This is a genomic window from Burkholderia sp. Tr-20355 (genome assembly GCF_017104685.1).
Taxonomy (GTDB): Bacteria; Pseudomonadota; Gammaproteobacteria; order Burkholderiales; family Burkholderiaceae; genus Burkholderia; species Burkholderia seminalis.
The window spans coordinates 1-7750 of sequence record NZ_JAAGPK010000251.1 but is presented as its reverse complement, the minus strand read 5'-3'; the positions used below and the strand labels follow the sequence as shown (position 1 = coordinate 7750).

Genomic DNA, 7750 nt, shown 5'->3' with positions numbered 1-7750 from the left:
GCGCTGCGCGGCCAGGGCCTCGCGGGCCTCGGCGCATTGCGCCAGTCGCTGCAAGGCGAAGCCGATCGCCGCGAACGCGCGCGCGTCGAAACCGCGAAGGCCGAGCGCAAGGCGGAAGCCGACGCGAACCTGTTCCGCAACGAAATCGGCGCGATCCGGCCGCTGAACGCGCCGCCGCGCGCGTCGTCGGGTCGCACGCCGCCCGACCCGGTGCCGAAGCAGACGCAGCGCGACGAGGAAGCCGTGCTGAACGCGACACTGTCCGACGAATTCGATCCCGAGACGCTGCTCGACAGCGACGACTCGCTGTATTACCACCGCCCCGGCATCAGCCGCGACGTCGTGCGCAAGCTGAGAAGCGGCGCGTGGATCGTGCAGGCGCAGATCGACCTGCACGGGATGCGGCGCGACGAGGCGCGCGACGCGCTCGCCGAATTCATCCGCGAAGCCGGCAAGAAGGGGCTGCGCTGCCTGCGCGTGATCCACGGCAAGGGGCTCGGCTCGATCGGCAAGGAACCCGTGTTGAAGGGCAAGGTGCGTGCGTGGCTCGTGCAGAAGGAAGAAGTGATCGCGTTCTGCGAGGCACGCGGCAACGACGGCGGCGCAGGCGCGGTGCTCGTGCTGCTGCAGCCGCATGCGGCGCCGGCCGAGCGGGGGCCGCGTGCCGCATCCTAGGCTGACGCTCGCGATCGCGGTACTGGAGGCGATCGCCACGCTGGCCTTCGCGATTTCGGGCTTCATCGAGGCGCGCAAGAACCGCCTCGACTCGGTCGGCACGTTCGTCGTCGCGCTCGCGACCGCGTTCGGCGGCGGCACGCTGCGCGACATCCTGCTCGAGCGCCGGCCGTTCTACTGGGTCGTGCACGACGACTACGTGATCGCGATCTTCGTGCTCGCGCTGTTCGCGCCGTTCGTGCTGCGGATGCTGTCGCGGCTGTCGGCCGAACGGCTGCTGCTGATCGCCGACGCGATCGGGCTCGGCATCTTCAGCATCTCGGGCACGGCGATCGCGCTCGACGCCGAGATGCCGCGCTTCATCGCGGTGATGATGGGCGTGATCACCGGTGTGGTCGGCGGGATCGTGCGCGACGTGCTGTGCAACGACATCCCGCTGATCCTGCGCGATTCGCGGCCGTACGCGACCTGCGCGTTCGTCGGCTGCTGGTTCTACCTGCTGCTCGCGTGGCTGCAGTTCGACTCGGTGTACAGCGTGCTGCTCGCGACCGGCTTCATCCTCGTCGCGCGGCTCGCGACGTTCAAGTTCGACGTGCGGCTGCCGCACTGATCGCGTCGGCCGCATCGCCCAGACAAAAGGGGCCGTTCGACACGGCCCCTTTCCCTTTCGCGCGGCACTGCCGCCGCGTCACGCGATCCGCTCTTCCGACGCCGGATCGAACAGCACGGCCTTCGACACGTCGAACAGCAGCGACTGCGTCTGCCCCGGCTGCGGGTTCGCGGCCGGATGCACGCGGCTCACGATCCGCTTGCCGTTCACCTGCGCGAACACGTGCGTGTCCGGCCCGGTCGGCTCGGTCACGTCGACGCGCACGTCGATCGGCTGCAGCGTCGACGCCTCGCCGTGGTGCGCGTTGCGCGCGTCGGTGATGCGCTCCGGACGCAGGCCGAGGATCACCTCGCGGCCGACGTGGCCGTTCATCCGCTTCGCATCGAACGGCAGGTTCAGCGCGCTGCGCGCGAGGCCCGTGTCGATCTCGAGCGCGATCCCGCTGCCCTGCTCGACCAGCTTGCCGTTGATGAAGTTCATCGGCGGCGCGCCGATGAAGCCGGCGACGAACAGGTTCGACGGCGAATCGTAGATCTCCTGCGGCGCGCCGAACTGCTGGACCACGCCGTCCTTCATCACCGCGATCCGGTCGCCGAGCGTCATCGCCTCGATCTGGTCGTGCGTCACGTAGACGATCGTCGTGCCGAGGCGCTGGTGCAGCAGCTTGATCTCCGCGCGCATCTCGATGCGCAGCTTCGCGTCGAGGTTCGACAGCGGCTCGTCGAACAGGAACAGCGACGGATCGCGCGCGAGTGCGCGGCCCATCGCGACGCGCTGGCGCTGGCCGCCCGACAGCTGGCCCGGCTTGCGGTCGAGCAGGTGCTGGATCTGCAGCATCTGCGACACGCGGTCGACGATCTGCTGCTGCTCGCTCTTCGGCACCTTGCGGATGTTCAGGCCGAACGAGATGTTCTCGCGCACCGTCATCGACGGATACAGCGCGTACGACTGGAACACCATCGCGATGTCGCGATCCTTCGGCGACAGGTCGTTGACGACCTTGCCGTCGATGCAGATCTCGCCGCTCGTAACGGTCTCGAGCCCGGCGATCATGTTGAGCAGCGTCGACTTCCCGCAGCCCGACCCGCCGACCAGGATCAGGAACTGACCGTCCTCGATCTCGATGTCGACACCCTTCAGGACCGGCACCCCGTTCGGGTAGGTCTTGTACACGTCACGGATGGAAAGGCTTGCCATGCTGTGAATCCTCTGTCTCGTCTCGCGCGGCGCCCTCGGGCGCCGCGTCGGGTTCGTTTCGATGCGCCGCGCGTCGTGCGCGGCCGGTTCGTCGTATCGGAAAAAGCCGCGCTTACCCCTTCACCGCGCCTGCCGTCAGCCCGCGCACGAAATAGCGGCCGGCGACGATGTAGACGAGCAGCGTCGGCAGCGCGGCGATGATCGCGCCGGCCATGTCGACGTTGTATTCCTTCACGCCCGTCGACGTGTTGACGAGGTTGTTCAGCGCCACCGTGATCGGCATCGAATCGACGCCGGAGAACACGATCCCGAACAGGAAGTCGTTCCAGATCTGCGTGAACTGCCAGATCAGGCACACCATGAAGATCGGCAGCGACACCGGCAGCAGGATCTTCGTGAAGATCGTGAAGAAGCCCGCGCCGTCGATGCGCGCGGCCTTCACGAGCTCGGCCGGCACGCTCACGTAGAAGTTGCGGAAGAACATCGTCGTGAACGCGATCCCGTACACGACGTGCACGAACACCAGGCCCGGAATCGTGTTGGCAAGACCGAGCATCCCCTGCAGGCGCGCCATCGGCAGCAGGATCACCTGGAACGGGATGAAGCAGCCGACCAGCATCATCGTGAACAACGCGTCCGCGCCGCGAAAGCGCCAGTGCGTGAGCACGTAGCCGTTGAACGCGCCGATCAGCGACGAGATCAGCACGGCCGGAATCACCATCTGCAGCGAGTTCAGGAAGAACGGCTTCATGCCGTCGCAGCGCACGCCGGTGCACGCGCCGCTCCACGCCTTCACCCACGGGTCGACCGTCCACGTGGTGGGCGGCGTCAGCAGGTTGCCGGTGCGCAGCTGGTCGAGATCCTTGAACGACGTCGACAGCATCACGTAGATCGGGAACAGGAAATACAGCGCGAACAGGATCAGTGCCGCATAGATCACTGCCCGGCTGATCGTCATCTTAGGCTGCATTGCGGGTGCTCCTCGATTCCATATACATCAGCGGCACCAGCACCGCGACCACGGTCGCGAGCATCATCACCGAGGACGCCGCGCCGAGCCCGAGCTGGCCGCGGTTGAACGAAAACGTGTACATGAACATGGCCGGCAGCGACGACGACGTGCCCGGCCCGCCCGCCGTCAGCGCGACGACGAGGTCGAAGGTCTTGATCGTGATGTGGCAGAGGATCAGCAGCACCGAGAAGAACACCGGGCGCATGCTCGGGATCACGATCTTGCGGTAGATGGTCGGCAGCGTCGCGCCGTCCACCTGCGCGGCCTTGAAGATCTCGCTGTCGACGCCGCGCAGCCCCGCCAGGAATAGCGCCATCACGAAGCCGGTCGACTGCCACACGGCCGCGATCACCACGCAGAAGATCGCCTTGTCCGGATCGTCGAGCCAGCCGAACGAGAAGCTCGTCCAGCCCCAGTCGTGCATCACCTTCTCGAGGCCGAGGCCCGGGTTCAGGATCCACTGCCACGCGGTGCCGGTGACGATGAACGACAGCGCCATCGGGTACAGGAAGATCGCGCGCAGCGCGCCTTCGTTGCGGATGCGCTGGTCGAGCAGGATCGCGAGGAACAGCCCGAGCGCGACGCAGATCGCGATGAACGGAATCCCGAACCAGCCGAGGTTCGCGGCGGAGGTCCACCACACGTCGTTCTGGAACAGGTCCGAGTAACGGCCGAAGCCGTCGAATTCGTAGTTCGGCAACAGCCGCGAGCGGGTCAGCGACAGATAGCCGGTAATCAGGATGAAGCCGTAGATGAACACCACGGCGATCGCGACGCTCGGCGCAAGCACGAGCTTCGGAATCCAGCGATCGGCGAAGGCCGACATCGGCGACGTACGCCGCGCGGCGGCAGCGCCGGATCCGTTTCCGCTAAGAGGGGCAGCCACTTGATTCGACTCCTGGAACGAGGGCGACGCAGGCCGGGCCGGCGCCGGTACGGCACGGGCCCGCGGGCGAGCCCGTTTGCTGCACTTGCAAAAACGCCCGGCCGACGAAGCGTTTCCGGCCGGGCGCCTGTCGCGCGTTACTTGACCTTCGCGGCCTTCGCGAGCGCGGCGACCGCGCTCTTCGAATCCTGCTGCGAGTTCATGAACTTCGTGACGACGTCGGTGATCGCGCCGGCGGTCGCGTCGCTTTGCGCCATGCCGTGCGCGAGCGACGGCACGAAGCCGCCCGACTTGATCGCGGTCTGCTCGTCGGCGTACGACTTCTTCGCGCAGTCGTCGAACTTGTCCATCTTCACGCCGAGGCGCACCGGCACCGAGCCCTTCAGCAGGCTGAACTGCTCCTGGAAGTCCGGCGTCATGATCGTCTTCGCGAGCGCGAGCTGGCCCGGCGTGGCGTTCTTCTCGCCCTTCTGCTGGAAGAACACGAACGAGTCGACGTTGAACGTGTACGCGTTCGCCGTACCCGGCACCGCCGCGCAGATGTAGTCCTTGCCCGCCTTCTTGCCGGCGTTCTCGAACTCGCCCTTCGCCCAGTCGCCCATGAACTGCATGCCGGCCTTGCCGTTGATGACCATCGCGGTCGCGAGGTTCCAGTCGCGGCCGTTACGGCCCGTGTCGAAGTAGCCCTGGATCTTGCGCACCGTGTCGAACACGGACAGCATCTGCGGCGACGTCAGCGTCGCCTGGTCGAGGTCGACCAGCGCCTTCTTGTAGAACGCCGGGCCCTGCGACAGCACGACGTCTTCCCACAGCGTCAGGTCCTGCCACGGCTGGCCGCCCATCGCGACCGGCTGGATGCCCGCGGCCTTCAGCTTGTCGGCCACCGCGAAGAATTCGGGCCAGGTGGTCGGCACCTTCGCGCCGACCTTGTCGAGCGCGGCCTTGTTGATGTACAGCCAGTTCACGCGGTGCACCGAGAACGGCGCGGCGACGGTATGGCCCTTGTACTTGATGATCTTGTCGATTTCCGGCGGCAGGTTCTGCTTCCAGTCGCCGGCGGCGGAATCGATGTTGACGAGCACGCCCTGGTCGGCCCAGTCCTGGATCAGCGGGCCCTTGATCTGCGCGGCCGACGGTGCGTCGCCGCTGATCACCTTGGTCTTCAGCGCGGTCATCGCCGCGGCGCCGGCGCCGCCCGCGACCGCGAAGTCCTTCCACACGTAGCCCTGCTTCTGCAAGTCGTCCTTCAGCACGCCGACGGCCTTCGACTCGCCGCCCGAGGTCCACCAGTGCAGCACGGTTACATTCTCGGCTGCCTGCGCCGCCACGGCGCCAGCCATCAGACCCGCGGCGCAGAGCGCGCCCATGATCGAGCGAACTTTCATTACTTATCTCCTCCAGACTGAATCAACTCGTGAGGTTCCCTGACCGGGAGCCGGCTTCTTGATAAACGACGGGGAAATCGAGCCGCGGGACGCATGCAGCGTACGGGCCGATGACCGGCCGGGCTCTTACAGAAAGCGTGAATCGAGATTCAACGGCGTGTCTCCTCTTTGTGTTTCTGGCCCGCCGCGATGATGCGACGCGAGCCCGGGGCCGACGACGCGCGGACGATGCGCGCCGCCAATGTCCGATAACATTCGGCACAAGGCGCTCCCGAAGGCGAAGCTCGCGCAGTTCATCGACCGCACATCTTTTTTTCTTCACCCAGGTGCTACCCCTTGCGGCGGATTGTAGTTAAACTACAATTCAGTGTCAAAAATATTTTTATCGCACTACGGATCGCTTCCCAGCACCCCCAACACGGCGGAGACACATGCATACCGATTCCAGCTTTACCTTCGTCCTTTTCGGCGGCACCGGCGATCTGTCGATGCGCAAGATCCTGCCCGCGCTGTTCGAAGCGCACCGCGCGAACATGCTCGCGGAGAGCGGCCGGATCGTGGCCGTGGCGCGACACGAATCGGATCGGGCGGCCTATCTCGAATGGGTCGATACGCACGTGAAGCCGCATGCGGCAAAGGCCGCCGGCAACGCGCTCGACGAAGCCGCATGGAAGTCCTTCCTCGACCGCATCGAATACGTGAAGCTCGACCTCGGCCGCGCGGAAGACTACGTCGTGCTGCGCGACGCGATCTCGTCGCTGCCGGGCATCCGCGTGTTCTATCTCGCGACGGGCCCGTCGCTGTTCGTGCCGATCTGCAAGGCGCTCGCGTCGGTCGGCCTGAACGAAGGCGCACGCATCGTGCTCGAGAAACCGCTCGGCTACGACCTGAAATCGTCGAACGCGATCAACGACGCGGTCGGCGAGATCTTCGCGGAAGGCCAGATCTACCGGATCGACCACTACCTCGGCAAGGAGCCGGTGCAGAACCTGCTCGCGCTGCGTTTCGGCAATGCGCTGTTCGAGCCGCTGTGGCGCCGCGAATGGGTCGAGAGCATCCAGATCACGATCGCCGAGGAGCTCGGCGTCGAGGCGCGCGGCGATTTCTACGACAATACCGGCGCGCTGCGCGACATGGTGCAGAACCACCTGCTGCAACTGCTGTCGATCGTCGCGATGGAGCCGCCGCATTCGATGGATTCCGACTCGGTGCGCGACGAGAAGCTGCGCGTGCTGCGCGCGCTCAAGCCGGTCGATCCGCGCGACATCGGCAAGGTGGCCGTGCGCGGCCAGTATCATGCGGGCGTGATCAAGGGCGCGCAGGTGCCGGCCTACGCGACCGAGCCGGGCGTGAAGCCCGACAGCCAGACCGAAACCTTCGTCGCGCTGAAGGTCGAGATCGAGAACTGGCGCTGGGCCGGCGTGCCGTTCTTCCTGCGCACCGGCAAGCGTCTGGCCGACCGCGTCGCGGAGATCGTCGTCAACTTCCGCCCGGTGCCGCACTCGGCGCTGGGCCCGACCGCGCTGCGTCCCGGCTCGAACCGCCTCGTGATCCGGCTGCAGCCGAACGAGACGATCCGCCTGTACTGCCTCGCGAAGCAGCCCGGCGAAGGGATGAACCTCGCGAGCGTGCACCTCGACCTCGCGTTCGACCAGTTCTTCAAGGAAGGGCAGATGGAGGCGTACCAGCGCCTGCTGCTCGACGTGATCAACGGCCGGCTCGCCCTGTTCGTGCGGCGCGACGAACAGGAGGCCGCATGGCGCTGGGTCGAGCCTATCCTGAACGAATGGGCGCGCTCCCTGAAGCCGCCGAAGCCGTACGCGGCGGGTACGTGGGGGCCGGCTGCGTCGAGCGCGATGCTCGCGCAGCACGACACCTGCTGGCTCGAAGAAGAGAACTGATGCAAACCGTTGCCGGGCACGATCGTGCCCGGCAACGTGCCCCACGACTCGTACGATTTGAACAGACAAAGCAGTCCGGAGGAA

The 7750-nt window shown here is 66.2% G+C and carries 7 protein-coding genes; 3 read left to right on the top strand and 4 right to left on the bottom strand.

The annotated features are described in order from the left end of the window. Both G3N62_RS33285 and G3N62_RS33280 read left to right on the top strand, forming a co-directional pair. A partial coding sequence (locus G3N62_RS33285) for a Smr/MutS family protein (protein WP_206141452.1) occupies positions 1-675 on the top strand: 675 nt, incomplete at its 5' end. Continuing rightward, positions 635-1285 carry a trimeric intracellular cation channel family protein gene (locus G3N62_RS33280; protein ID WP_124669210.1) on the top strand — a complete coding sequence of 217 codons (651 nt, stop codon included), beginning with the start codon at positions 635-637 and terminating at the stop codon, positions 1283-1285. The genes G3N62_RS33285 and G3N62_RS33280, both read left to right, overlap by 41 nt. A gap of 78 nt (positions 1286-1363) precedes the next feature. Here G3N62_RS33280 and ugpC read toward each other — a convergent pair whose 3' ends face one another. From ugpC to G3N62_RS33260, 4 genes are all read right to left on the bottom strand, one after another. Next, on the bottom strand, positions 1364-2482 hold the full coding sequence (gene ugpC, locus G3N62_RS33275) for a sn-glycerol-3-phosphate ABC transporter ATP-binding protein UgpC (protein WP_034187345.1): 1119 nt from the start codon (positions 2480-2482) through the stop codon (positions 1364-1366). Between the two features lie 112 nt (positions 2483-2594). Further along, the gene (locus G3N62_RS33270) at positions 2595-3452 is read right to left on the bottom strand and encodes a carbohydrate ABC transporter permease (protein ID WP_011544828.1); all 858 of its coding nucleotides are present in this window, start codon (positions 3450-3452) and stop codon (positions 2595-2597) included. Next, the gene (locus tag G3N62_RS33265) at positions 3442-4380 is read right to left on the bottom strand and encodes a sugar ABC transporter permease (RefSeq protein ID WP_034187344.1); all 939 of its coding nucleotides are present in this window, start codon (positions 4378-4380) and stop codon (positions 3442-3444) included. The genes G3N62_RS33270 and G3N62_RS33265 overlap by 11 nt, the downstream gene beginning before the upstream one ends. A 137-nt stretch (positions 4381-4517) precedes the next feature. Continuing rightward, entirely contained in the window at positions 4518-5765 is a 1248-nt protein-coding gene (locus G3N62_RS33260; protein WP_034187343.1) for an ABC transporter substrate-binding protein, read from the bottom strand. 431 nt (positions 5766-6196) lie between these two features. Here G3N62_RS33260 and zwf point away from each other — a divergent pair, with 431 nt between their 5' ends. Then, the gene (gene zwf, locus G3N62_RS33255; RefSeq protein WP_034187342.1) at positions 6197-7666 is read left to right on the top strand and encodes a glucose-6-phosphate dehydrogenase; all 1470 of its coding nucleotides are present in this window, start codon (positions 6197-6199) and stop codon (positions 7664-7666) included. Positions 7667-7750: the final 84 nt, after the last annotated feature.

What these genes read in the sequence shown, in the direction of transcription:
- G3N62_RS33270 (WP_011544828.1), bottom strand. Translation starts at nt 3,452, where the DNA reads ATGCAGCCTAAGATGACGATCAGCCGGGCAGTGATCTATGCGGCACTG.
- zwf (WP_034187342.1), top strand. Translation starts at nt 6,197, where the DNA reads ATGCATACCGATTCCAGCTTTACCTTCGTCCTTTTCGGCGGCACCGGC.
- G3N62_RS33260 (WP_034187343.1), bottom strand. Translation starts at nt 5,765, where the DNA reads ATGAAAGTTCGCTCGATCATGGGCGCGCTCTGCGCCGCGGGTCTGATG.
- ugpC (WP_034187345.1), bottom strand. Translation starts at nt 2,482, where the DNA reads ATGGCAAGCCTTTCCATCCGTGACGTGTACAAGACCTACCCGAACGGG.
- G3N62_RS33280 (WP_124669210.1), top strand. Translation starts at nt 635, where the DNA reads ATGCGGCGCCGGCCGAGCGGGGGCCGCGTGCCGCATCCTAGGCTGACG.